The 23,780-nt window shown below is 59.8% G+C and carries 23 protein-coding genes and 2 pseudogenes; 7 read left to right on the forward strand and 18 right to left on the reverse strand.

Annotated features, from left to right (window positions below; translation table 11 throughout):
• The first annotated feature begins 96 nt into the window (after window positions 1–96).
• A complete protein-coding gene (locus GV002_RS08010) occupies window positions 97–705 on the forward strand; it encodes an FMN-dependent NADH-azoreductase (protein WP_112211121.1) in 609 nt (202 codons plus the stop codon).
• Window positions 706–832: 127 nt separating this feature from the next.
• Here GV002_RS08010 and GV002_RS08015 read toward each other — a convergent pair whose 3' ends face one another.
• The 5 genes from GV002_RS08015 to GV002_RS08035 form a co-directional block, all read right to left on the reverse strand.
• Window positions 833–2,254: an IS1182 family transposase gene (locus GV002_RS08015; protein WP_178094626.1), complete on the reverse strand. Its 1,422-nt coding sequence runs from the start codon at window positions 2,252–2,254 to the stop codon at window positions 833–835.
• A gap of 178 nt (window positions 2,255–2,432) precedes the next feature.
• Window positions 2,433–4,019: an ABC-F family ATPase gene (locus GV002_RS08020; RefSeq protein WP_074677976.1), complete on the reverse strand. Its 1,587-nt coding sequence runs from the start codon at window positions 4,017–4,019 to the stop codon at window positions 2,433–2,435.
• A 322-nt stretch (window positions 4,020–4,341) separates the two neighbouring features.
• Entirely contained in the window at window positions 4,342–5,043 is a 702-nt protein-coding gene (locus GV002_RS08025; RefSeq protein ID WP_160017819.1) for a hypothetical protein, read from the reverse strand.
• Window positions 5,044–5,060: 17 nt separating this feature from the next.
• Entirely contained in the window at window positions 5,061–5,966 is a 906-nt protein-coding gene (locus tag GV002_RS08030) for a hypothetical protein (RefSeq protein WP_160017820.1), read from the reverse strand.
• A complete protein-coding gene (locus GV002_RS08035) occupies window positions 5,963–6,826 on the reverse strand; it encodes a hypothetical protein (RefSeq protein ID WP_160017821.1) in 864 nt (287 codons plus the stop codon). Before GV002_RS08035 ends, GV002_RS08030 begins: the two co-directional genes overlap by 4 nt.
• Window positions 6,827–6,979: 153 nt before the next feature.
• Here GV002_RS08035 and GV002_RS08040 point away from each other — a divergent pair, with 153 nt between their 5' ends.
• Complete coding sequence (locus tag GV002_RS08040) at window positions 6,980–7,156, forward strand: hypothetical protein (protein ID WP_160017822.1); 177 nt, start codon at window positions 6,980–6,982, stop codon at window positions 7,154–7,156.
• Window positions 7,157–7,576: 420 nt separating this feature from the next.
• Here GV002_RS08040 and GV002_RS08045 read toward each other — a convergent pair whose 3' ends face one another.
• Window positions 7,577–8,449, reverse strand: coding sequence for a LysR family transcriptional regulator (locus GV002_RS08045; RefSeq protein ID WP_160017823.1), 873 nt, complete (start codon window positions 8,447–8,449; stop codon window positions 7,577–7,579).
• Window positions 8,450–8,574: 125 nt separating this feature from the next.
• Between GV002_RS08045 and GV002_RS08050 the strand changes: the two genes are divergently transcribed.
• The 3 genes and pseudogenes from GV002_RS08050 to GV002_RS08060 form a co-directional block, all read left to right on the forward strand.
• Window positions 8,575–9,654 (forward strand): alkene reductase, encoded by a 1,080-nt coding sequence (locus GV002_RS08050; protein WP_160017824.1) that lies wholly within the window; start codon window positions 8,575–8,577, stop codon window positions 9,652–9,654.
• Window positions 9,655–9,665: 11 nt separating this feature from the next.
• A complete protein-coding gene (locus GV002_RS08055) occupies window positions 9,666–10,061 on the forward strand; it encodes a hypothetical protein (protein WP_256667049.1) in 396 nt (131 codons plus the stop codon).
• A gap of 323 nt (window positions 10,062–10,384) precedes the next feature.
• Window positions 10,385–10,636, forward strand: a pseudogene (locus GV002_RS08060) (zinc-binding dehydrogenase); the annotation flags it as partial.
• A 223-nt stretch (window positions 10,637–10,859) separates the two neighbouring features.
• On the opposite strand, the gene GV002_RS24570 reads toward GV002_RS08060, so the two are convergent.
• The 10 genes and pseudogenes from GV002_RS24570 to GV002_RS08105 form a co-directional block, all read right to left on the reverse strand.
• A complete protein-coding gene (locus tag GV002_RS24570; RefSeq protein WP_372241828.1) occupies window positions 10,860–11,615 on the reverse strand; it encodes a methyl-accepting chemotaxis protein in 756 nt (251 codons plus the stop codon).
• Window positions 11,616–11,765: 150 nt separating this feature from the next.
• Window positions 11,766–12,998, reverse strand: a pseudogene (locus GV002_RS24575) (chemotaxis protein); the annotation flags it as partial.
• A 232-nt stretch (window positions 12,999–13,230) separates the two neighbouring features.
• Entirely contained in the window at window positions 13,231–14,673 is a 1,443-nt protein-coding gene (gabD, locus tag GV002_RS08070) for an NADP-dependent succinate-semialdehyde dehydrogenase (protein WP_160017826.1), read from the reverse strand.
• 75 nt (window positions 14,674–14,748) lie between these two features.
• On the reverse strand, window positions 14,749–16,392 hold the full coding sequence (locus tag GV002_RS08075; RefSeq protein ID WP_160017827.1) for an acetolactate synthase large subunit: 1,644 nt from the start codon (window positions 16,390–16,392) through the stop codon (window positions 14,749–14,751).
• Window positions 16,393–16,429: 37 nt separating this feature from the next.
• A complete protein-coding gene (locus GV002_RS08080) occupies window positions 16,430–16,774 on the reverse strand; it encodes an antibiotic biosynthesis monooxygenase family protein (RefSeq protein ID WP_160017828.1) in 345 nt (114 codons plus the stop codon).
• 44 nt (window positions 16,775–16,818) lie between these two features.
• A partial coding sequence (locus tag GV002_RS08085) for a zinc-binding dehydrogenase (protein ID WP_160018905.1) occupies window positions 16,819–17,106 on the reverse strand: 288 nt, incomplete at its 5' end.
• Between the two features lie 497 nt (window positions 17,107–17,603).
• Complete coding sequence (gene tcyN, locus GV002_RS08090; protein WP_160017829.1) at window positions 17,604–18,359, reverse strand: L-cystine ABC transporter ATP-binding protein TcyN; 756 nt, start codon at window positions 18,357–18,359, stop codon at window positions 17,604–17,606.
• Window positions 18,359–19,027 carry a cystine ABC transporter permease gene (gene tcyL / locus GV002_RS08095; protein WP_045735909.1) on the reverse strand — a complete coding sequence of 223 codons (669 nt, stop codon included), beginning with the start codon at window positions 19,025–19,027 and terminating at the stop codon, window positions 18,359–18,361. Before tcyL ends, tcyN begins: the two co-directional genes overlap by 1 nt.
• Window positions 19,024–19,821 carry a cystine ABC transporter substrate-binding protein gene (gene tcyJ, locus GV002_RS08100; RefSeq protein ID WP_160017830.1) on the reverse strand — a complete coding sequence of 266 codons (798 nt, stop codon included), beginning with the start codon at window positions 19,819–19,821 and terminating at the stop codon, window positions 19,024–19,026. Before tcyJ ends, tcyL begins: the two co-directional genes overlap by 4 nt.
• Before the next feature lie 89 nt (window positions 19,822–19,910).
• A complete protein-coding gene (locus GV002_RS08105) occupies window positions 19,911–20,897 on the reverse strand; it encodes a D-cysteine desulfhydrase (RefSeq protein WP_160017831.1) in 987 nt (328 codons plus the stop codon).
• A gap of 226 nt (window positions 20,898–21,123) precedes the next feature.
• Between GV002_RS08105 and GV002_RS08110 the strand changes: the two genes are divergently transcribed.
• Together GV002_RS08110 and GV002_RS24285 are read left to right on the forward strand one after the other, a co-directional pair.
• The gene (locus GV002_RS08110; protein ID WP_160017832.1) at window positions 21,124–21,906 is read left to right on the forward strand and encodes a MetQ/NlpA family ABC transporter substrate-binding protein; all 783 of its coding nucleotides are present in this window, start codon (window positions 21,124–21,126) and stop codon (window positions 21,904–21,906) included.
• 192 nt (window positions 21,907–22,098) lie between these two features.
• Window positions 22,099–22,410 carry a diguanylate cyclase domain-containing protein gene (locus GV002_RS24285; protein WP_256667080.1) on the forward strand — a complete coding sequence of 104 codons (312 nt, stop codon included), beginning with the start codon at window positions 22,099–22,101 and terminating at the stop codon, window positions 22,408–22,410.
• A gap of 292 nt (window positions 22,411–22,702) precedes the next feature.
• Here GV002_RS24285 and GV002_RS08120 read toward each other — a convergent pair whose 3' ends face one another.
• Window positions 22,703–22,912, reverse strand: coding sequence for a tautomerase family protein (locus GV002_RS08120; protein ID WP_021488860.1), 210 nt, complete (start codon window positions 22,910–22,912; stop codon window positions 22,703–22,705).
• A 69-nt stretch (window positions 22,913–22,981) separates the two neighbouring features.
• A complete protein-coding gene (locus tag GV002_RS08125; protein ID WP_160017833.1) occupies window positions 22,982–23,716 on the reverse strand; it encodes an SDR family NAD(P)-dependent oxidoreductase in 735 nt (244 codons plus the stop codon).
• Between the last annotated feature and the right edge of the window lie 64 nt (window positions 23,717–23,780).

Consider the following 23,780-nt stretch of genomic DNA (forward strand, 5'->3'; position numbering starts at 1 on the left):
AACTATCGCATTTTTGCCGTCTTATCGGCTATTGGTTCCATCGGTAGCCTCCCCGCAATTGCGTCACCACGTCGCATAGCACTCTGGAGAGCACCCATGAAACTACTGCACCTCGATTCCAGCATCCTCGGCGATGCTTCCGCTTCCCGTCAGCTCAGCCGCTCTGTGGTCGAGGCCTGGAGCGCTGTCACTGCAGATGCTCAGGTGACCTACCGCGACCTGGCCAGCGATGCGCTGAGCCACTTTTCCGCTGCCACTCTGGTAGCCGCCGGCACCCCGGCCGAGCTGCGTGACGCCGCGCAGAAGCACGAAGCCGAGTTGGCCGAACGCACACTGGAAGAGTTTCTTGCTGCCGATGCCATCGTCATCGGTGCGCCGATGTACAACTTCGCCATTCCCAGCCAACTGAAGGCCTGGATCGACCGCATCGCCGTCGCCGGCAAGAGCTTCAAGTACACCGAGAACGGCCCGGTAGGGCTGGCTGGCGGCAAGACCGTGGTGATCGCCTCCAGCGCCGGTGGCATTCATGCCGGCCAGCCGTCTGGCCAGGCGCATGAGGACTATCTGGTGCGCATGCTGAACTTCGTCGGCATCGACGATATCGAGATCGTTCGCGCCGAAGGCCTGGCCTATGGCGAAGAGCCGCGCGCCGAAGCCATGAAAGGTGCTGCGCAGCGTATCTCCGAGCTGTTCGCCACTGCCTGAGCAGAGCACTGAAATAACAAAGCCCGCGAAACAGAGCGTGTGAAAACGCACTGACGATAGGCAAATCCAACGCCCCGACTGGTTCGGGGCGTTGGTGTTTTTGATGCCTGGAAATGGAAGACGGGACTTATCCCAATAGCTCGATCAACCGACGGGCACCCAGCACATTGATGGCACGTTTCAGGTTGTAGGCGTTGACCGCCAGGGCCATTTCCGTTCGCGCTCCTCGCTGTTGTCGGAGCAGGAGGCGGCCATTACCCAAAATCCACTGCTTCAGGTTGCCGAAGGGATGTTCGACGATGGATCGACGCCTGACCATCATTTCCGGATCTGCCTGCATTCGCTGATTCATGCGTTCGAACGCGGCTTCATGGACATGCCGACTCACGTGTCGACGTTTAGCCTTGGTGCAGCGTGATTTCAATGGACAGCCCATGCAGTCACCTTGCGCGGCATAGATACGTTGTAGGCCACTGACCTGCTTGAACAGTAGCCATTTGCCCGCCGGGCATTGGTACTGGTCGTGGGTGGCGTCATAGGTGAAGGCGTCACGCTCGAACAGCGGTGTATCGTCACCCTGATTGTTGATCCCCCGGTTTGCCGGTACATAGGCCGTGATCTTTGCATCGTCACAGGCTTGAAACTGCTCGCCATTGGAGTAGCCGGCATCGGCTGTAACCGTCAGCTCTTCCTGCGCCAGAATCGCCTGGGCGGCCTTGGCCATAGGTTCCAGTTGCTGGTTATCGCTGCCGTCCTGAGTGACGGCATGATGCAAGATCAGCCCATGCTCGCCATCTACCGCGCTTTGAACGTTATAAACCACACGAGCCCCCTGGTGGGTACGCATCATGCGGGCCTCGTCCTCACCCACGACGAACTGATCCAGCCCCTGTACCTCCATCAACGCCTGGGCTGTCAGGTTATCGGCATGTCGGCTCTCCAGGTGCTGCAGCGCAGCCTTGACCGCACTGCGATCAACCCCTTCAGCCGCCTCACTGCGGTCAGCCTCGTCCAGTTCTGCCAGATAACGGGCGATCTGCGCCTCCAGCTTGGCTTGTTGGCGCTTGAGTTTCGTCAGGCTCAGATGCTTGCGTTGCGACGCTACCGCCTGAAACTTGCTGCCATCAATGGCCACGAGTTGCCCGCCGATCAGTCCTACCTGGCGACAGAACTGGACGAAGGTGCGGCAGGTCGCCTGAAACGCAGCACTGTTGTCCTTGCGAAAATCGGCAATGGTCTTGAAATCCGGTGCCAATCGGCCCAGCAGCCACATCACCTCGACATTGCGCTGGCACTCGGCTTCCAGGCGCCGGGAGGAGCGGATGCGCTGGAAGTAACCGTATAGATAAAGCTTGAGTAGATCCGCCGGATCATAGCCAGGACGTCCAGTCTTGAGCGGCTCGGCCTTGCTGAAACCCAGAGCCTGCAGATCCAGACGAGCGACATAGGCCTCGATCACCCGTACCAGATGATCCTCCGGTACCAGCTCCTCCAATGTGGGAGGAAACAGGCTGCTTTGCTGACGACCTTCACCCTGGATATAGCCCATAAACGACAATGCCCCCATCGACTGATGGAGGCATTGTCTTCAGCTTGCTCTCAGACTGCTAGGTTTTCACACAGTCTGGAAAGCGGGCTTTGTTGTTTTTGGGCAGAGCGTGCTGTCGTCCAGCCCTCCGTCCCAACCCCTCTCCCATAAATGGGAGAGGGGAGTTTTCTTGGGAGTTTCAGACGATGATGCCCTGACTACGCAGGTAGTCGTCGTAGGTGCCGCTGAAGTCGGTCACGCCGTTGTCCGACAGCTCGATGATGCGCGTGGCCAGGGAGCCTACGAACTCGCGGTCATGGCTGACGAAGATCAGCGTGCCCGGGTAGTTCTCCAGCGCCAGGTTGAGCGCTTCGATCGACTCCATGTCCAGGTGGTTGGTCGGTTCGTCCATCACCAGCACGTTGGGCTTCTGCAGGATCAGCTTGCCGAACAGCATGCGGCCTTGCTCACCACCGGAGATGACCTTCACCGACTTGAGGATCTCGTCGTTGGAGAACAGCATGCGCCCGAGAGTGCCGCGGATCACCTGCTCACCGGTCGTCCACTGGCCCATCCAGTCGAACAGGGTCACGTCATCTTCGAAATCATGGGCGTGATCCTGGGCGTAGTAGCCAACCTCGGCGCTCTCCGTCCATTTCACCGAACCGGCATCCGGGGTCATTTCGCCGACCAGGGTGCGCAGCAGGGTGGTCTTGCCGATACCGTTGGGGCCGATGATCGCCACGCGCTCGCCGGCTTCGACGGTGAAGCTGAAGTTCTTGAACAGCACCTTGTCGTCGAAGGCCTTGGATACCTTCTCGATGGTCACGGCCTGGCGGTGCAGTTTCTTGGTCTGCTCGAAGCGAATGAACGGGCTGACGCGGCTCGACGGCTTGACCTCAGCCAGCTGGATCTTGTCGATCTGCTTGGCGCGGCTGGTGGCCTGCTTGGCTTTCGAGGCGTTGGCCGAGAAACGGCTGACGAAGCTCTGCAGCTCGGAAATCTGCGCTTTCTTCTTGGCGTTGTCGGCCAGCAACTGCTCGCGCGACTGGGTCGCGGCCGTCATGTACTCGTCGTAGTTGCCCGGAAACAGGCGCAGCTCGCCGTAATCCAGGTCAGCCATGTGGGTGCAGACCGAGTTGAGGAAGTGACGGTCGTGGGAAATGATGATCATGGTGCTGTTGCGCGCCGTGAGGATCGTTTCCAGCCAGCGGATGGTGTTGATGTCCAGGTGGTTGGTCGGCTCGTCGAGCAGCAGCACGTCCGGGTCCGAGAACAGCGCCTGGGCCAGCAGCACGCGCAGCTTCCAGCCGGGGGCGACTTCGCTCATCGGGCCGAAATGCTGCTCGAGCGGAATGCCCAGGCCCAGCAGCAGCTCGCCCGCACGCGACTCGGCGGTGTAGCCGTCCATCTCGGCGAACTCACCTTCGAGCTCGCCAACCTTCATGCCGTCTTCTTCGCTCATTTCCGGCAGCGAGTAGATGCGGTCGCGCTCGGCCTTGACCTTCCACAGCTCCTCGTGGCCCATGATCACGGTGTCGATCACGTTGAATTCTTCGTAGGCGAACTGATCCTGGCGCAGCTTGCCCAGGCGCACGTTCGGCTCGAGCATCACCTGGCCGCCGGAAGGCTCGAGGTCGCCGCCAAGAATTTTCATGAAGGTCGACTTGCCGCAGCCGTTGGCGCCGATCAGGCCGTAGCGGTTGCCGTTGTTGAACTTGACGGAAACGTTCTCGAACAGCGGCTTGGCGCCGAACTGCATGGTGATGTTAGCGGTGGAAATCAAAGGACTTACCTATCAATAACTTGAGGTGCGCTGTTTAAAGGGTGATACCGCTTTCGAGCCTTTCAGCCCGGCCCGAACCGAGGAAGACGAACCTGCGCATATGAGTGAACGCTACGCCCCTGCCGGCAGACGAGCCGATAGGCTGGTGAGGCATGGGGGGAGTGTCGGGCATTGTGGCGCCGGGGCCTGGTGCTGCTCAGGGCGACGTCGAAGCGCGCAATGGTATCACTTGGGGCCTGTAACTACAGCAATGGCGCTGTTGATCTGCTGCCGACGGTGAGAGCCACGATGAGAGACAAGGTCTTGTGTCGAGTGAGCGCCCTCAAAGCCGTATGAATCGACGTTCGGCCTCATCCCACTTGAACGACGCGCCGGCACAGTGTTGGCGTTTGTCGACATGCACGTGCAGGTGTTCGTCTTGCTGCTCGACACGGACGGTATTGATCCCGCGGTTGCAGATGTTCGGGAGGGAGAGGGCAAGGACCTGCACCCGTTTGCCGGTAGCCTTGTCCATCACCTCGATCGCGCCAATCGCGTCGTAGGACAGCATCATCGGAATCTGGAAGTAGAAGCGCTCGCTGGACTCCGCCTGAAGCAGCGAATGGGTTTGCGTTCCTGAATGTTCATCACGCAGGAAATCCTCGAGAAACCCCTGTGGCTTGAGCGTCAGGGGCAGCGAACGGCCGCTGCGGTAGTCGGTCCAGGTGCCGCTGATAAGGGGTGTATTCGGGTAAAAGTTGGTGGTGTTGAAGTGCAGCCGTGCAACTGGAAGCCCCTCGGGATCAAGCTCGTCCATGGCCTTTCGCATGGGGGTATTGAGAAATGTCGGCTTCAGCCTGATTGGCGTGCGGTAGCGGTCATATGAATAAATGCCGCGGGTCACGCCATTGGCGTGCTCGATCACCAGCGTCACCGGGCTTTTGCCGATGCTGCCCTGATAGATGGCATGCGAGGCCAGCGACTGGGTACTGCTTACGGCGAGCACGATAGCGATCAATGCCGCAGGGAGCAGGGAGGATTGCATGGCGACGCTCCTTGTCGTTAGAAGTGTTCCTGGCTCGTACGCTCCAGTTCGAGCGTGTCGGCTGCGGTGAAGCGGTAGTGCTGCCATTCGATGGTGCCTGCGCGGTAGTCGACGCCCTTGTCCGGGCGGAGGCTGATCACGCCATTGGGAGCAACTCTCAGCGGCCCTTGCGCGCCCAATGCCTCCAGCGCCGTATGGCGTCGATAACCTCCCTGATCGTGCCGATACAGGTAATAACGGAAATTGCCACTGACCAGTGCATTGTCGCTTTGGCGACGCAGCCGCGGGGTTACCCGGAAATCGATGATGCCGTCGCCGTCGAAATCGGCGAAGTGCAGCGTTTCGCTGCCGAAGAACACAAGATCAAGATCTTCCAGCGCCTGTACCGGCGAGCAATCGCGCCGGGTGACGTCTATTCGGAAAACCTGCCCTCCATGTACGCCAGAGGCGCGGCGGGCGTGAACGCGGAACACGAAGTCGCCATCCGCGTATGGCTGCAGCAGGACGCCGTCGTATGACTCACGTACATCAGTGGGGAAGTAGCCAACCCTTTTCAGTTCGAGCGCCTGCACATGACGGCTCTGCAAATCGAGATGTTGGCCCTCGAGATTGCCCTGGGCGGTTTGCAAACCCGGCAGCAGCAGGGCGGCGCCCGGCATGCGTGGATTGGTCATGAGATTGATCAGCAGCTTGTCGCCTTCCTCGTGCGGTGTTTCCTCGAGCGTCAGATAACGGCCGGTGCCCTGGTCGAACAGGTGGCCCGAGATCGCGTCGCGCTGATGATCGTGGATCAGCACCAACTCGACAGGCTCATTGCCGATGGTGCCTGCATAGACGCTCACGGGCTTGGCATGGGCAAGTGCCGAACCGCTCAGCACGCATGACAGCCAGACCAGCACTCGAACATGGCGGATCTGGATCATTGGGCGTTCTCCTGCTGCGGATACGGTTGCCACTGGCTGCGGTACCTGGGGTTCTGGTAGTGCTTCAGGAGTTTCACCCGTACGTTCGAGCGCAGGTGCCAGCTGGGCGTATCGGTCGCCACGACGCCGTCGCCTGAGGTTGGGTGAAACACGCACAGGCCACGCAAGGTGCTGTCGAACTGCAGTGGGTAGCTGTCGTCCTTGTCTAATGTGGACTCGATGGTTTGCACTCGGCCGCGTGCGAAACACTGATCATTGTGATCTCTCCAGAACGCCACATGCCGATCCGGATCGTCGGGATCGATGACCTCGGTTTCGGCAAGTCTGAATAGAACGCGCATGCTGCTGGCGCTGCTATCGGCACTGGCATCGCGCACCCAAAAAACCAGGGCTTTGGGGTGATAGCCATCCAGGCGCGGTACCGGGAAACGCATGGTCTTGCTGTCCGGCACGCCATACACATGGAGTTGTCGCCATTGGGTGCCCATCAGGCCAGCAGCGCGATTCTTCGCGTAAAGAAGCTTTACCGGAGGAGAGCCAGGGGAGTGTTGCCCCAGTGACATTCCGGCAGGCAACTGCACCTCGATATCGCCGAAGCTCGGCATGCTGGTGAACGCCTGCCATTGCAGGGAGCGATACTGCTCGCCGTGAAATAATCTGAAGTCATCGTTGAACGCGGGGACGTTTTGCGGAAAGTGCAGGAAAGCCGCGCAGCCGTGCAGGGTGAGTAGCAGAGCGGCCATTGCCGGGATTGAAAACAAACGTGCTTGCTGCTGGCGCTTCCTTGCCACATCGACGCTCCCTGATTGATTGAACTGGCCTCGGATCCCCCGAGCCGTGAGCAGGATACCGAATGGCATCGAATACTGCCTGACCGCGTTGGCTCGGCGTGAGCCGCGTCGCATTCGATGAGCCGCAGCGTTGGAAGCGCTCGAGCAGCGGGTGATTATCCGTCACCGATTGGTGATGAATGTCATGGGGTGGGTTCGGGTATTGAAAGGCACGGAGGCAACATGATCAAAATCTTCGAAGACGATGAGCCCGCCTGGGGAATACTCACCCATGTTCTGGAACATGGGGTCGCCGGTATCGCAGGCGGCAGGATGAGCACGCGCAACAAGTTGAACGAGGTGAGGGAGCAGGAGGGCTGCGTCTTCGGGGGGAAGCAAGGTGGGCAAGCTTCGCGTTGATGGCTCCCACGCTCCGGCGTGGGAGCAAGCCCGTGACGCTCTGCGTCACAGCACAGCGCGCAACTGTCCGTGGTGGACGCTGGAGCGTCAAGGGCTGCATTCCCACGCAGAGCGTGGGAACGATCATGAAAGGCGAGGGCATGCCCTCGCCTGAGTCGTTACAGTGTTGATGGTTCCCACGCTCCGGCGTGGGAGCAAGCCTGTGACGCTCTGCGTCACAGCACAGCGTGCAACTGCCCGTGGTGGACGCTGGAGCGTCGAGGGCTGCGTTCCCACGCAGAGCGAGGGAACGGTCAAAAGCGGTCATAAAGCGGCTGCAAAACCAGGGGCGATTCAATGATTAACGTCGGCGCACTGGCCTACGCCCGTTGTCCGGCATTCTGGCAGCGCAATTGCCACAGCGCATACACTGGACGTACTTCACTCACTGTTGAACTGCTCAGAGAGGAAGTCGATCAACACCCGCACCTTGGCCGGCACCAGGCGGGTCTCGGTAATCGCGTAAACCGGCAGGGCCTCTGCCCGCCAGCTGGGCAATACGCGCTGCAATCGGCCTTGGGCAAGATCCTCGCCGATCATCTCGTCCACCAGCATAGCGATACCCTGACCGAGCAAGGCTAGGCGACGCAGCATACCGATATTGTTCAGCAGGTAGCGTCCCTGGATCGGCAGGCTCACTTTCTGCTCTGCAGCGTGCAGGATCCAGGGCGCATCTAGCATGCGTAGACACTGATGTTGCAGTAATTCTGCTGGGCTGCTCGGTACACCATGGCGGGCCAGATAACTTGGGCTGGCAAAGAGGTTTCGCTGCAGGGTACCAAGGGGGCGGGCAATCAACTGCGAGTCGGGTAGGGCGCCGATACGGATCACGAGATCAACCGGGTCACGGATCAGATCCAGACGCTTTGGTGTGAGATCCAGATCGAACTGGATCAGCGGGTAGCGTTCGGCAAACTCGGCCAATAGCGGTGCCAGGTAGACCACACCGAAGTCGATGGGCATGGACAGACGAATCAGGCCGCTGGGATTGTCTACCAGATCAGAGATCTCTTCATGGGCCAGGCGGGCTTCGTCGACGATGCGCCGACAGCGCTCATAGTAAAGGCGACCGCCTTCTGTGAGTTCGATACGCCGCGTGGTGCGGTTGAGCAGGCGCAGACCGATACGTCGCTCCAGTTCTGCAATTCGCCGCGAGACCGTGGAGTTGGGCAAGCCAACTGCCTCGGCGGCGCCGCGAAAGCTGTTGGCCTTGATCACTTCAACGAACAGGGCCATGTCATTGAGCAGCTTCATATAGAACTCCATTGCTCCACTGGTGGAGCAATCATTCCTGATTTTGTGACTTTATCCTATACATGCTGGGCCGGATGATCTGTTCACGCCTGATATCCCTCTGCGTGAACTTGGAGACTTCCCCCATGACCGCTCAATTGCTTAGCCCGGCTCGTCTGCATGATCTTGATCTGCGCAACCATATGGTGATGGCGCCGATGACGCGCTCAAGGGCCGATGCTGCCGGGGTACCGCGGGCATCCACGGCCACCTACTACGCCCAGCGTGCCAGTGCCGGACTGATCATCAGTGAGGCAATCAATATCTCGGCAGACGCCGTCGGAAGTCCGCTCACCCCCGGCCTCTTCAGCGATAAGCAAATTGTCGCCTGGCAACAGGTAACGGCGGCGGTGCATGAGGCAGGTGGCAAGATCTTCGCGCAGCTCTGGCACACCGGCCGGGTCGGTCATTCCAGCGTGCGTGGTGGTTTGTTACCCGTAGCTCCGTCTGCTGTTGCGATCCAGGGCCAGCAGCATTTCACCTTGGAAGGTATGAAGGATTACGAGGTACCGCGCGCACTGACCTTCAGCGAAATCCAGGACGTCATCGGTGACTACCGTCGAGCCGCTGAAAACGCCAAGCGTGCGGGTTTTGACGGTGTTGAGTTGCACGCCGCATTCGGCTATTTGCCGAACCAGTTTCTTGTGGACTCGGCCAATCTGCGCACGGACGAGTACGGCGGAAGCATCGCCAAGCGCAGTCGGTTCGTGCTGGAGGTAATGCAGGCGCTGATCGAAGTTTGGGGCTCAGCTCGCGTGGGGATCAAGCTGTCGCCGGTGATTCCTTTCAACAGCATGATCGACAGCGATCCGCTGGCCCTCTACAGCTACCTGCTGGGCGAATTGAACAAGCTGCAGCCTGGCTATGTGCACCTAATGCGCGCGCTGTTTCCGCTGGACAACTTCCCGCACTGGCCGCGTGACGTACTGGCAACTTTCGGTCCGCAAATTAACAGCCCATTGATTGCCAACGGTGGCTATGACGCAGCGAGCGGTGAGACGGCTCTCAAGGCTGGCGAGGCCGCACTGGTGTCGTTCGGCACTCCGTTCGTGGCCAATCCCGACCTGCCGGAGCGTTTTGCACGTGGCGCCGAACTGGCTCAAGCCGACCGCGCCACACTTTATGGCGGCGAGGATGCGGGCTTCATTGACTATCCAAGCCTGTGAAGGAGGCCATCATGACTCGCCCATTACTTGGTAACACCCTGCTTGGTTTCGCTATCGTCGCTACCGTGGCGATAGTGGCCATCGCCGATGTGTTCAATGCCACCCATCTGTTCAATCCGGATTGGCCAGGGCATGCGCGGTTTCATATCGGCATGCAGTTCACTACGCTGGTTCTGGTCAGCCTGTTTTCTCTGGTCGCACTGAAGCGTGGTCAGGTATGGGCGGCGGCATTGGCGCCAGGCAGTTTCTGGCCGGGTCTGTTCGTGGCTTACCTGATTCCCGGTACAGATGTATATGCCAGCCAGGCGTTGCGTGAGATCGGAGTGCCGATCAATCTGCTGTTAGCGGCAGTCCTACTGGGCATCACTGCTTTGGGCGTTCTACTGCAGTCCCCCAAAGAAAAATGATCATCGGCCCCAAACTGGACGCTCATGTTTGCGAAGATGCTTGCGACTGTTCACTGCTTTACGGCGAGCACTGACTGATTAAGTCAGCTGCGTGGTGCTCGATGCTCCAACTTCTGAATTACCACTGTTTTTGGAGTTTTTGACTGACTACATTTGGCCGATAGCAGCCAGTGACGACGGGCTGCTATCGGCCAGGAGCGGTCATTCCGGAGGAGAAATAGTCTCTCCACTTTTCACCGTTGCGCTTGACCCTATTCCCTCCTTACGGCTACATGCGCGTACTGATCAAAAAACCAAGGAAGATCCCCACATGCCCCGCCTGGGACATCGCCAAGCCGCAGAACCTCATTCAGGCCTGGGGCAAGAACGCCAGCTACCACTTCGTCTTCACCCGCCAGAACCGCGGCAAGCTCGATGAACTGAAGGCATTGGTCGAGCGCGGCCAACTGCTCCCCCATATTGGCGCGGTCTATTCGCTCGCTGACATTTCAAGCGCGCACGCGCTGCTGGAGACCCCTAACAACGGTCTTCGCGGAAAAGTCGCGATTGCCGTCGAGCCCTCGCTCATCCCGTAAGTGCGCAATATTGAGGCCTAGCTGCACGGGGCTGCTGATCCCGGACACCGATCCAGGCGAGAATCCTTGCCGTTAGAGAGGTGTCCGCTTAGCAAGCTAGGACGTACTTTCGCAGCGTTCAAACGCGAGGCCACTGCCCTGGAGTGGAATCAAGGCTACAGCCATATCTGAGCCTAAGGCAGTAGCAAGACACTTGAGTTTTATAAAGTGAATAGCTGGCCAATCAAACCTTGAAATGCTCCACTAGATTTTGTTGGTGATTGGCGAGACGGTTCAGGTCCTGACTGACCTGTGCCGACTGATCCGCTTGGCCAGAAAGAGACTCCGTTACGTCCCGTATGGCTGCCACGTTGCGATTGATTTCCTCAGCCACGGCGCTCTGCTCTTCTGCTGCACTGGCAATCTGCATATTCATATCGGTGATTACCGCGATAGCGTCACCAATACTCTTGAGCGCAGCTACAGCATGCTCCACTTTCGCAACACTGCCTTGAGCATGTGTGTGGCTGTCATGGATGGATGCAACGACCTCGCGGGTATTCTTCTGCAGCCCTTCAATCACCTCTCGGATTTCTTCGACCGAATCCTGGGTGCGCCTGGCCAGGCTGCGGACCTCATCTGCCACCACGGCAAAACCTCGCCCAGCATCTCCGGCGCGTGCTGCCTCGATTGCGGCGTTCAGCGCCAACAGATTCGTCTGTTCGGAAACCGCTCGAATTACCTCCAACACCGAGCCAATACGCTCACTGCTGTTGGCTAGTGTCCGTACCTGGGCCATAGCTGCGCTCATCTCGCTTGAAAGCTGCGAAATCGCTTGAGTCGTGACATCTATTACAGCCAGCCCATCGCGTGACGCCTGATCGGCGTTGCGTGCAGCTTCGGCAGCCATAGCCGCGCTGTGAGCGACGTCCTGTGCTGTCGCACTCATCTCGTTCGAAGCCGTCGCGACCTGCTCGACCTCATGGAATTGCTGATGCATACCCGAACTGGTCTGACTGGCGATGGCAGCCGCTTGATTCGCCGTACTGCGCGCGTCCAGAACTGAGCTCTTAACGTCCGCGAAAATAGGTTGAAGCTTGTCGAGAAACCGGTTGAACCCACCAACAAGCTCCCCAAGTTCATCTTTGTAACCATATTCAAGGCGCCGTGTCAGATCACCTTCTCCGGATGCAATATCCTTGAGCATGTTCGCAACTCCGAGAATGGGCCGAGTCACGCCTCGGGCCGTCAGTGATACCAGGAGTAATCCCAGGATCGCTGTACCCAAGCCGATGACTAACTCCAGCCAAGCGCCTTCGGACTTGCGCGCATCCATTTCAGACTCCAGCGCCCTGGCCGGCGCCAGCAGAACGTTCGTCGGCATTTCCAGAATGATTGCCCACGCTTTAGAGCCCGGTATGGGTTCGAAGGGCGCCAGAACCTGCAGGCTACCTCCTGCATCACGTTTGCTGATCCGTCCCTGATTGAGCAGGCTCTTTATATCTGCCGCCGCTTCAGGGAAGACCTGGGCCAACTGATCGCCAAGTCGAGCAATGTCCCGACTGTGCCCTGCAAACAAGCCTGCTGGCGTGACGATGCTGATCCCACCTTGTCCCTCGAAAAGCCCTGCGCTGCCACTTAGGGCCAGCTCCTGAAGCGTACCGATGCGGATATCCATCCCCACTACGCCAAGCACTTTCGCATCGTCAATCACCGGAAAGGCGAGCGTCGTGATCAGTTCTTTCTGACCCGATGTTTCATCGAAGTAGGGTTCCAGCAGGCAGGGTTCTCGGCTCTGCAGCGGGCAGTGGTACCAAGTGTTGTAAGGGCTGCCATCGAGCATGGGGGTGGTGTCGTTAATCACTGCTTCGGAAGGTGCCAGACCGCTGATCTGACCGTTTTGCTGGGCCCAATAGGCAGAGAAACGCCCCACTTCATTACTGGCTGCATCGGATTGGCCCAGAAACTGAGTGTCCTCACCGATGGCGTTCGGCTCGGCGATCATGTAGATGCTCAGTAACTGAGGGCTCGCCTGCAGTGCTTCCTTTACTTGCTGATTCAGGTTAAGGCGCACTACGCCAGGCTCGATTTGTAATTCCCGAGCTAGCTTGAGAGTGGCAATTACCTGTCGAGTCAGGTTCGCCCCATCCTTATAGGACGACAGGAAGTAACGCTGAATCATCAAGGCCTGTGCCTTACCTTCGCCTTCCAAGCGCTCTTGCGCGGAAGTCGCCAGCATTTGCGTACTGGTCGCCTTTACCAGTTCAGTGGAGATACTCATGCGATGCAGCGAAACGCCTATAAGGATCGCTACGGTCGCTAACAGGCAGAGCCCCGCAAGAAGTGTAATTTTCCATTGAAGGGACAATTTGTTCACGAGCATGGTGGGCGTTCCTGAGCAGGTGGCGAGGTGTGCTGAAACATGACCTATGACTGCTACAGCTTCCGTTTCTTAAGCGTTTGCCCCAGACAATATGCAGACCTCTGAGAATCGCTGGATTCACTTATCAATCTGCATGCTTCAGCTCAGGAGTTTTCTGGGGCCAACGCTGACAGGCACAGGCGTTGTGAAACTTGGTAAGTTTGCGTGACCAGCGCTCACTGCACCGAGAACCTCATACGCTCAGACACAGGTATTTGATCTCCAGGTAGTCCTCGATACCGTATTTGGAGCCTTCACGGCCCAAGCCCGAGGCCTTCATGCCGCCGAACGGTGCGACTTCATTGGAAACAAGACCGGTGTTGACGCCAACCATGCCGTATTCCAGGGCTTCCGCCACACGGAACACACGGCTCAGGTCACGCGCAAAGAAGTACGAGGCCAGACCGAACTCGGTGTCGTTCGCCATGGCGATGACTTCGGCTTCGTCTTTGAAGCGAAACAGTGGAGCCAGTGGGCCGAATGTCTCTTCCTTGGCCACGGCGGCATTGTTTGGCACGTTGGTCAGGATGGTCGGCTCAAAGAAGTTGCCTTCGATGGATTTGCCGCCGGACAGCAGGGTGGCACCTTTGGCAACTGCGTCGGCGATATGTTCCTTGACCTTGGCCACGGCTTTTTCGTCGATCAGGGGGCCGGCGTTGGTGCCATCTTCCAGACCGTTACCGACCTTCAGTTTCGCCACAGCCACCTTCAGCTTCTCGGCGAATGCGTCGTAGACCGAATCCTGGATGTACAGACGGTTGGCGCAGACGCAGGTCTGGCCGTTGTTGCGGTACTTGGAAATGATTGCGCCTTCGACGGCCTTATCCAGATCTGCGTCGTCGAACACGATGAACGGCGCGTTACCACCCAGTTCCAGCGAGACCTTCTTGATGTCCTTGGCGCATTCGGCCATCAGCTGACGACCGATTTCGGTCGAGCCGGTGAAGGTCAGTTTGCGTACGATCGGGTTGCCGGTCAGCTCGCTGCCGATGTCGCCGGCGCTGCCAGATACCACGTTGAATACGCCATTCGGGATGCCGGCACGCTGCGCCAGTTCAGCCAAGGCGAACGCGGTGAATGGGGTTTGCGAGGCAGGCTTGAGCACCATGGTGCAACCGGCGGCCAGGGCCGGGCCGGCTTTACGGGTGATCATCGCGGCCGGAAAGTTCCAGGGCGTGATGGCGGCGGTGACGCCAATCGGCTGTTTCATCACGATCAGGCGCTTGTCCGGCTGGTGGCCCGGAATGACGTCACCGTAAATACGCTTGGCTTCTTCGGCGAACCACTCGATAAAGGAAGCGGCGTACACGATTTCACCCTTGGCTTCGGCCAATGGTTTGCCTTGCTCCAACGTCATCAGGCGCGCAAGGTCGTCCTGCTTCTCGATCATCAGTTCGAACCAGCGACGCAGCTTGTTCCCACGTTCTTTGGCGGTCAGCGCGCGCCACGCCGGCAGTGCCTTGTCCGCGGCTTCAATGGCTCGGCGGGTTTCGGCGGCGCCCATTTTCGGCACGCTGCCCAGAATCTCGCCCGTTGCCGGGTTGTCGACCTTGATTGTCTGACCACTGTCCGCGTCAACCCACGCACCATCGATGAAGGCCTGCTGGCGGAACAGCTGAGAGTCTTTGAGTTGCATGATGAACTCCGATTTCAATACGGAAAGACTGGCGACACCGCAGTGCCGCCATTGAGAGACGCGGGTATCGAGAGATCAGACCAGGGCACTTCTTCTCTTGATCTCACTGTTGAGAATGAAGTCATTCTCCGAGTAGTCCACCGGACAATCGATCACGTGCACGCCTGGCTCGCTGATGCAGCGCTGTAACAGAGGAAGGAAGCCCTCGGCGCTTTCCACGAGATGGCCCTGAGCGCCGTAGCTTTGCGCATACATGACGAAGTCCGGGTTGCCGTAATCCAGGCCAAAATCGGTGAAGCCCATGTTCGACTGCTTCCAGCGAATCATGCCGTAGCCGCCGTCGCGCAGGATGATGACCGTCAGGTTCATCTTCAGGCGTACCGCAGTTTCCAACTCCTGGCTGTTCATCATGAAACCGCCGTCACCACAGACTGCGACCACCGGGCGATCCGGGCAGACCAGGTGCGCCGCCATGGCCGACGGCAAGCCAGCGCCCATGGTTGCCAGAGCGTTGTCGAGCAGCACGGTATTCGGCTTGTGCGCCTTGTAGTTGCGCGCGAACCAGATCTTGTAGATGCCGTTATCCAGCGCGACGACGCCATCGGATGGCAGGGCCTGGCGTACGTCGGCGACGAAGCGTTGCGGGTAGATCGGGAAGCGGTTGTCGTCAGCGCCTTCGACAATCTGTTCTTCATTGGCCTCGCGAATCGTCATCAGCCGGCTGAAGTCCCAATGTTCCTGAATCTGCAATGCTTCGCCGATCTGCCAAACGGCGTTGGCGATATCGCCGATCACTTCTACCTGTGGGAAGTACACGGCATCGACTTCGGCGGAACGGAAGCTGATGTGGATAACCTCGGTACCGCCACGCACCATGAAGAACGGTGGCTTTTCGATTACGTCGTGGCCGATGTTGACGATCAGGTCGGCAGCCTCGATGGCGCGGTGTACGAAATCGCCCGCGGACAGCGCGGCATTGCCCAGGAAGCGTGGGTGACGCTCATCTACCACGCCCTTGCCCATCTGGGTGGTGACGAAGGGTATGCCGGTCTTGTCGATCAGTTGCTTGAGCACCTTGGCGGTCATCTTGCGGTTGGCGCCAGCGCCGATCACCAGAATTGGAGTCCGGGCGTTCTGCAGTTTCTCGACCGCACCTTCAATCGCCTTGTGCTCGGCCAGCGGGCGACGGTGCAGGCTCGGCGGGATCGGCGTGCTTTCGGTCTGCTCGGCGGCGATGTCTTCCGGCAGTTCCAGGTGCACGGCACCGGGCTTTTCTTCTTCAGCCAGGCGGAAAGCTTCGCGCATGCGAGCCGGGATGTTGTCGGCCGAGGCGAACTGGTGGGTGTATTTGGTGATGGGCGCCATCATCCCGCACACATCGATGATCTGGAACCGGCCCTGCTTGGACTTCTTGATCGGCTTCTGGCCGGTGATCATCATCATCGGCATGCCGCCCAGATAGGCGTAGGCACCGGCGGTCACCAGGTTGGTGGCACCAGGGCCGAGGGTCGACAGGCTGACGCCGGTCTTGCCGGTCAGGCGGCCGTAGGTAGCGGCCATGAAACCAGCAGACTGCTCATGACGGGTCAGTACCAGCCTGATCTTCGACTTGCGCAGAGACTCCAGCAGGTCGAGGTTTTCCTCACCCGGAATGCCGAATACGTACTCGACGCCTTCGTTTTCCAGACATTGCACAACAACATCAGCGGCCTTGGCCATTGCTTCACCTCACTGTCTGTGGGCGCTTGCGCGCAATTTAAGGTACTGCCACGCCGAAGATGCCGTTTTGATCTTCATCTTTTCCGGTAGTGAAGGGCGCCCCCTCGATGTGATAGACCGTCGGCTCTTCCGAAAAATATTCCTCCAGGCCCAGCATGAAAGTCTGGTGGTCGTCACTCGCCTCGAAGCCCGGCGTGTGGTCCTCAAGTGAAGCCCAGCGCACGATCAGGTTGAATCGCTCGGGGCTTTCAATACCGGGCGCGAGCATGTGGCCGCCATAACCCTTGGCGCGGCGGAGCAGAGGCGCAACCTCGGCAAATGCACGTTTGAACTGTTCAATTTGTTCTTTGTGAACGGGCAGCAGAGCGATTTCATAAATCATGGGGGCACTCCTTCATATTCAGTTAAATGATTAAAAGTGCACGCTTATGGGGCGAGCGAGGGCTCGATGGCAATCGCGACTTTTCCGCGAAGACCGTTGTTAGGGGTCTCCAGCAGCGCATGTGCGCTTGAGATATCAGCGAGCGAATAGACCGCGCCAATATGGGGGCGCAGTTGGCCGCGCTCGACCAATGCCTTCAGTTCATCGAGCTTGCCGCGGTTCTGGCGGGTGAAGACGAAGTGGTAGCTGGCGTTCTTGCCCCAGGCCTGAATGAGGTTCTGCGGCTTGGCAATGTCCACGATCGAAACCACACGGCCGAGCTGGGCGAGCGCNCGGTTGATGCTGCTAGATCTCTGAACTCGCCTAGGTTTGAAGAAGAAGGTAGAGAGCAAAAATCTGGGAAAGCGGATGCTCGCAACAGGGATGAACAGGCCAGTAGCTGTTGATGCAGGAGCATCAATATCGTGGTCTGTCCCCAATTGTTTCTTCGTATAGTGTAATGACTGCTTCTGTCATGGAGATGCCTCAAGTGGCTGTTTTTTGAGCGCGTACGTGGTATGGGCTCTTGGTGCCAGTTTTGAGCAGCGCTGAGCGAACTGATATCCGTCAACACTGAACATTGTAAGCTAGAGGTGCGTACCCATGCAGCATTGGCCAACGCAACAAAAAGAACTGTTTATTTGCCACTAAAAATCTCATGCGAGAGGCCGGTAATGGCCGCAAGCGGCCCAAAAGTATCGCTTACTACCGCTTTCCTCGCCGCTGTGTGCGGAGCAGCGCACTCAAACAGGCTGCCAGGGCAACAGTGACGGCGCACGCCTGCGACTGACTAAACCGAGCGCTCCAGCAGAAACTTGCTGAGAAACTGCCGCGTGCGTTCGTGCTGGGGTGCGGTGAACAGGGTCTTGGCCGGGCCCTGTTCGACGATGTGGCCCTGGTCGATGAAGATCGCCCGGTCTGCCACGTCGCGGGCGAAGGCCATCTCGTGGGTGACGATGACCATGGTGCGTTTTTCTTCGGCCAGATCACGGATGGTGGTCAGCACTTCGCCCACCAGTTCGGGGTCGAGGGCCGAGGTGGGTTCGTCGAAGAGGATCACCTGCGGGCGCATGGCCAGGGCACGGGCGATGGCCACGCGCTGTTGCTGGCCGCCGGACAGGCGTTTGGGGTAGGCGTTTTCCTTGCCGCTCAGGCCCACCTTGGCGAGCAGGGCGCGGGCATGGGCGAGGGCTGCTTCGCGTGGCTCCTTCTTCACCTGCACCGGCCCTTCGATGACGTTTTCCAGCGCTGTGCGGTGGGGGAACAGGTTGAAGTTCTGGAACACGAAGCCGGCCTGCTGGCGCAGTTGGCGGATCAGCTTCTGCTGGCCCTTGAGCGGTTTATCCGCATCGATATGGATATCGCCCACGGTGATCTGCCCGGCGCTGGGTTGCTCCAGCAGGTTGAGGCAGCGCAGCAGAGTGGTCTTGCCCGAGCCGCTGGGGCCGATGATGGCGACCACTTCGCCGGCGGCCACGTCCAGGTCGATGCCCTTGAGTACTTCGTTGCTGCCGAAGGCTTTTCGCAGATTGCGCACGGAAATCATCAGTTGTCCTGCTCGTGCCGGTTGACCCTGGCCTCAAGGCGCGCCTGGAAGTGCGCGAGGATGCTGGCCAGCGCCCAGTAGATCAGCGCGGCCGCCAGGTACATGGTGAAAATTTCGAAGGTGCGCGCGGTGATCAACTGCGCCTGACGGAACAGTTCCGGCACCTGGATGGTGGCGGCCAGGGCGGTGTCCTTGACCAGGGAAATGAAACTGTTGCCCAGCGGCGGCAGGGCGGTGCGCGCGGCCTGCGGCAGGATCGCCCGATACAGCGTCTGCGTCTTGCTCATGCCGATGCTGGCGGCCGCTTCCCATTGGCCACGGTCGATGGACGCGATGGCAGCGCGGAGAATCTCCGAGGTGTAGGCGGCCATGTTCAGCGAGAAGCCGATCAGCGCTGCGGGCAACGGATCGAGCTGAATGCCCAGTTGCGGCAGGCCGTAGTAGATCAGGAACAGCTGCACCAGCAGCGGCGTGCCACGAAAGAAGGAGACGTAGAGGCGGGTGAGCCAGCGCAGTGGGGCTGGCCCGTACAGGCGTCCGACGGCGAGGGCGAAGCCCAGCAGCAGGCCGAAGAACATGCCGCCCAGGCTGAGTACGACCGTGTAGTAGGCGCCCTTGAGCAGAAAGGGCGCGGACTCCAGAGCCAGCTGTAGGGCGGACTCGATCATCGGGTGACGTCAGCCTTGAACCATTTCTCGGAGAGTTGCTTGAGGGTACCGTCGGCACTCAGCTTGGCCAGCGCCTGGTCGATGGCGGCGAGCAGGGCGGGGTTGCCCTTGCGCATGGCGATGCCAGCCTCCTGGCGGGAGAAGGCGTCACCGGCCACGGCCAGGCGGCCACCGGTTTTCTCGACCATTTCGAAGGCGGCCAGGCGATCCACCAGGATCACGTCGATGCGGCCGACGTTGAGGTCCTGGAACTTGGTCGGGTCGTCATCGTAGGTGCGGATGTCGGCTTGCGGCACGTTGTCTTTCAGCCACTGTTCATAGTTGGTGCCAAGGCCTACGCCGACTTTCTTGCCGGCCAGATCCTGGGCGCTCTTGATGCTGTCGCCATCGGCCTTGCGGGTCAGCGCCTGGATGCCGGAGACGGTGTAGGGGGTGGAGAAATCGTACTTCTTCTTGCGCTCGTCGGAGATGGTCACCTGGTTGATCACCACGTCCAGGCGCTTGGATTCCAGCGCGGCGAGGATGCCGTCCCACTTGGTCGGCTGAAACTCGACCTTGACGTCCAGCTCCTTGGCCAGCGCTTCGGCCAGCTCCACTTCGAAGCCGGTCAGCTTACCGTTGGCGTCTTGATAGTTGAAGGGTGGGTAGGTGCCCTCCAGTCCGACCTTGATGGCGCCGCGGGCCTTGATGTCATCGAGCAGGTCGGCGGCGAAGCTCGGTGCGCTGAGGCTGGCGCCCAACATGAGGGCCAGGCTAGCGAAGAGGAAACGGCGACGCAGGGTTGAGAATGTCATGGTGACCTCATGCAAGTGGGAAGGTGGCGCCACTCTAGGTGGAAATTCTTATGCTTCTAAATAATTAAAAATTATCTATATATTCATTTTTATTTGTAGGCGAAGAGGGCCGGCGAGCCGCCCGTGTGCAGGAACAGCAGCGGTCCATTGCCTGGGAAGGCGCCACGCTTGAGGCCATCGAACAGCCCGGCGAAGGCTTTGCCAGTGTAGACCGGGTCGAGCAGGATCGCTTCCAGGCGCGCCAGCAGGCTGATGGCCTCGAGGCCGGCGGCGTTGGCTTCGCCGTAGCGCGGTGCGAAATAGGCGTCCCATAGCTCCAGGTTCAATCCGTGCGGCATCTCCACGCCCAGCAGTTCAGCGGTGCGCTGGAGTAGACCCTCGACCTTGGGCTTTTGTGCGGCCTCGCTGCGCGAAACGGTGACACCGATCACACGTGTACCAGGGCGCGCACTCTCCAGCGCCAGGGCCAGCCCGGCATGAGTGCCGGCGCTGCCGGAGGCCAGCACCACGGCGGCGAAGTCCTGGCCGCTGGCGGCGATCTGCTCGGCCAGCTCCAGGCCGCCGCGCACGTAGCCGAGTGCGCCCAGGGCATTGGAGCCACCGATGGGCACCAGGTATGGCCTACGCCCGGCTGCACCGAGGCGTTGGCAGGCGGCCTCCAGCAGTTGGTCGGCGTTGTCCAGGTTGGCGACGTTTTCCACCTCGGCGCCGAACAGGTCCAGCAGCAGGCGATTGCCGTTGCCCAGGTAGTCGTCGCTCTGGCTGTCGATGGGGTTTTCCAGCAGGGCCAGGCAGCCCAGGCCGAGCTGGGCGGCGACCGCTGCGGTCTGCCGCACGTGGTTGGACTGGATGGCGCCGGCCGTGACCAGCACATCGGCCCCTTTGGCCTGTGCATCGGCAGCGAGGTATTCGAGCTTGCGTGCCTTGTTGCCGCCGAGCGCCAACGGGGTGAGGTCGTCGCGTTTGATCCAGATATCGCGGCCCAGGTGTTGGGACAGGCGCGGCAGGTGCTGCAGAGCGGTGGCCTGAGGGATCAATTGCAGGCGGGGGAAGCGGGCGAGAGCGGCAGTGAGCATGGGAGCCTCCTGGGAGCGAAGGCTTTTCACTCTAGGGGCGAGGAGGCTGGGCTCACAAGCAGAAGCGGAATATTATTTTTTTGGCATAAGAAAATAATTAATAGTTATTTTATGGCATAAACCTTTCTCCGTACTGTTGCGCCCAGCCCGCCCTATCCGCCGGGTGCCTGCCAAACGTGCCGGGCTGTCGATCCAGCCGGTGCCATAGACTGAGAACAAGGACATCATGAACAAGACCCTGCTGCTGACTGCCCTGGCCGCTGCCCTGACTGCCTCCCTGGCCCAGGCTGGCGAAAAGCTGAGCGTGGCCGCCACGCCGGTGCCGCACGCTGAAATCCTCGAACTGATCAAGCCCGAGCTGGCCAAGCAAGGCGTGGATCTGGATATCAAGGTCTTCACCGACTACGTGCAACCTAACCTGCAGGTCAGTCAGAAGAATCTCGATGCCAACTACTTCCAGACCAAGCCGTACCTGGACACCTTCAATGCGCAGCGTGGTACCGAATTGGTGATCGTGCAGGGCGTGCACGTCGAGCCCTTCGGCGCCTACTCGACCAAGTACAAGTCCCTCGACGAATTGCCGAACGGCGCCACCATCGCCATTCCCAACGAAGTCAGCACCACCGGCCGTGCGCTGCTGCTGTTGCAGAAAGCCGGCCTGCTGACCCTCAAGGACCCCACCAGCGCCCAGGCGCTGCCGCGTGACATCGTCGATAACCCGCGCAACTTCAAGTTCCGCGAGCTGGAGGCGGCCACCGTGCCGCGCGTGCTGAATCAGGTCGATCTGGCGCTGATCAACACCAACTATGCGCTGGAGGCCAAGCTCAATCCCAAGCGCGATGCATTGGCGATCGAAGGCAGCGACTCGCCTTACGTCAACTACCTGGTGGCCCGCCCGGACAACCAGGAGAGCGAGGCGATCAAGAAGCTCTCCGCCGCGCTGACCAGCCCGCAAGTGAAGGCATTCATCGAAGAACGTTATGACGGCGCGGTACTGCCTGCCTTCTGATCGAAACTGTAAGGCGGCTCTTTTTGTGTCCTAGCTGCCCACCGTTGAACACGGTAGTAAACCTGTGCAAACGGGTTTGCGTTTACGCCGAGCCGGCTCAGCCGACTCGGCGTTCTTTTTTCGCACGATAGGCCAGCACAGCCAGGCTGCCCCTGCCGGAGTGCATAAATGGCAAATTGCCTTCCCGGCGCCATGTGCCTACGATTCGCTGGTTTGAAATGCCATGCCGAATGCCTCTGGAGTGCAGAGAGAGGCGAGGGCGCCGCTGCGCGCCACCCAGTGCTAGGCTCCTGTTGCCCCTCTCAACTTACGCGAACCCATGGTCACAAGGCCGGTGACCGTGTTCTGAGCCAGGTCGCCGCTGTGCTCAAGGCCACGGCACGCCAGGGCGACCTGGTCTGCCGCTTGGGCGGCGAGGAATTCGTGGTCATCGCCCCTGGGCACCGACAGCGCCGGCGCTCAGCAACTGGCCGAGCGCATGCGAGCGGCGTCTTCCCCAGGTAAAGGGCGGCATCCGCCTGCTGCAGAAACGCGTCGAAGGAATCGGGCGGAGTGGGCAGGAGTAGAGCAGTCAGTGCAGATTTACGGGCTATAACGAGTGCTTTCGTCAAAAGCGGTCAACCACCCGTCGTTAACCCTGTTGATGCCGGATTTCACTGGCGACGACCTATTTGGTGCGCCGCATTCATGGATTTCTTTGTACGTCCCTGGAGGCGCTGGTCTGCGCCTCCAGGATAGTCAATACATATGACCTGACCCCGCCTCCAAGGCTCGTGCTGGCGAGTCTGGATCGCGCTCATCCCAGTGGTTTTTTGCTGCGGTACTCGGTGGTGGTCATGCCCGCGTAACCCCAGTTATCGGTGTCGACTTCCTCGATTACGATGTGGGTGAGTTCGGGCTGCTTGTTAAGTACGCGCTGCAAAGTCTCGGTGATTTCCTTGATGACCTGGGCTTTCTGCTCGCGGGTGACGCCGTCACGGGTGATACGGACGCTGACGAAGGGCATGATGTCGCTCCTGTGTGGGTGGATGTTGTCAAGCGGGGAGGCGCGGGCCGCCCCGTCAGGTTCAGCCCATTACCATTTACCGACGCTCATTCCGCCGTCGACCGGCAATACCACGCCCGTGGTGAACCGGGCATTGGCCAGGTAGAGCACGGCGTCGGCGATATCGCTGACGCGGCCGATGCGTCCGGCCGGCTGCAGGCCGTTGAGGAAATCGAAGCTGGCCGGGTCGTGCATCGGCGTCTCGATGATACCTGGGGCCACTGCATTGACCTGGATGTTGTGGGGCGACAGCTCCAGCGCAAGGGCGCGGGTGACCTGATTCAGGCCGCCCTTGATCAGTACTGGCAGGGCGGCGGGCACGGCGAGGTTAGGCTGCAGCGCCACAGCAGCGGTGATGTTGATTATCTGCCCCTGGCGCCGCCCGATCATATGCGTGGCGGCGGCCTGAGAGGCGTAGACCACCCCCTTGAGGTTGGTTTCCAGCAGGCCGTCAATGTCCTCTGGGCTGTACTCGATGAAAGGCTTGGGCAGGAAGAAACCGGCATTGTTGACCAGCACGTCGACCTGACCGAAGGCCTCGATACCGGCCTGGATCAGGTGGCGTGCGGTGTCCGGCCTGGCGATGTCGCCGGCCACACCGACGAAGGCGGTGGGGCTGCCTAGTTGTTCCCTGGCTTGTTCCAGGCGTTCGGCGGAGCGGGCGTTGCCGACCACGTTGAAGCCGCTGGCGAGGAAGGCCTTGGCCAGGCCGAAACCGATGCCGCTGGAGGCACCGGTAATGACTACCGTTCTGCTGTTGCTCATGTCGATTCTCCCGATGAGGAGGCGCCAGGTGGCGCCGTTGGGAGGACTATATTTTTGTTGTATA

Origin of the sequence: Pseudomonas sp. 8O, from assembly GCF_902506495.1 — a bacterium.
In the GTDB taxonomy this organism is placed as follows: domain Bacteria; phylum Pseudomonadota; class Gammaproteobacteria; order Pseudomonadales; family Pseudomonadaceae; genus Aquipseudomonas; species Aquipseudomonas chaetocerotis.